Source organism: Rhizobacter sp. P2_H2, assembly GCF_056403375.1.
In genome coordinates, this window is record NZ_JBFUFP010001433.1 from 1 (window position 1) to 1092 (window position 1092).

The 1092-nt window shown below is 68.7% G+C and carries 2 protein-coding genes; both read left to right on the forward strand.

Annotated elements, in window-relative coordinates; genetic code table 11:
• Positions 1–293 (forward strand): hypothetical protein (locus tag AC1D15_RS33715; RefSeq protein ID WP_477829488.1); only part of this gene is annotated, 293 nt, incomplete at its 5' end.
• Positions 294–330: 37 nt separating this feature from the next.
• Positions 331–993, forward strand: a complete 663-nt coding sequence (gene nth / locus AC1D15_RS33720; RefSeq protein ID WP_477829489.1) for an endonuclease III — start codon at positions 331–333, stop codon at positions 991–993.
• The last annotated feature ends 99 nt before the right edge of the window (positions 994–1092 follow it).

The following is a 1092-nucleotide window of genomic DNA, read 5'->3' on the forward strand; positions in this document are numbered from 1 at the left end:
GGGATTGCTTCATGCCCCAAGCGGGAGACGACCACACCGCTGCAACGAGCTACTGCGGCGTGTCGGACACGAATTGCGCGATCGGAAATGCCGTCGCTGCCATGTTCGCGCTGACCATCGGCACTGGTTTCATCGCGGGTGGGCTGGCGGGTTCCGCGTTAGGCATTGCACCTCTGATCGTGGGTGGTGTCCTGGTGGCGGCAGCGTGGCCCTGCGTCTACACCAGCGTCGCCATCTGCCGCCAAGAAGACAGAGAGCGACCAGTACCACAGCCATCCATCCAGACCGTCTGACTGTGGGGCGCGCCGCGCGCTGCCACAATGCGCGCCGATGAACGCCGACCAGATCCAGCCCTTCTTCGCGACGCTCCAGGCTGCCAACCCGCAGCCGAACACCGAGCTCGAATACACCAACGTCTTCGAGCTGCTGGCCGCCGTGCTGCTGTCGGCCCAGGCCACCGACGTGGGCGTCAACAAGGCGACGCGCAAGCTGTTCGCCGTCGCCCCGACGCCGCAGAAGATGCTGGCGCTCGGGCTCGACGGCATCACGCAGCACATCAAGACGATCGGGCTCTACCGCAACAAGGCGAAGAACCTGCTCGAGACCTGCCGCATCCTGATCGAGCAGCACGGCGGCGCGGTGCCGCGCACCCGCGAGGCGCTGGAGGCGCTGCCGGGCGTCGGCCGCAAGACCGCCAACGTGGTGCTGAACGTCGCGTTCGGCGAGGCGACGATGGCGGTCGACACGCACATCTTTCGCGTCAGCAACCGCACCGGGCTCGCGCCGGGAAAGAATCCGCTGGAGGTCGAGCTCGGCCTGTTGAAGCGGGTGCCCGAGGGCTACCTGGTCGACGCGCACCACTGGCTGATCCTGCACGGCCGCTATGTGTGCCAGGCGCGCAAGCCGCTGTGCTTCGAATGCGGCGTGGCGGCGTACTGCGATTCGCGGCCGGGCGGGCCGCATCCGATCTACCCCGAGACGCGCGCGCCGTAGCCCGGCGCCGCCGGCCAGTCGGCGGCGCGCGCAGGCGTGATGCCGTCGCGCAGGCAGCGGACGGCATTCAACCAGCCGGCGTGCGCGACGATGCAGGCG

Coding starts and splice junctions, on each gene's coding strand:
- nth (WP_477829489.1), top strand. CDS start 331: ATGAACGCCGACCAGATCCAGCCCTTCTTCGCGACGCTCCAGGCTGCC.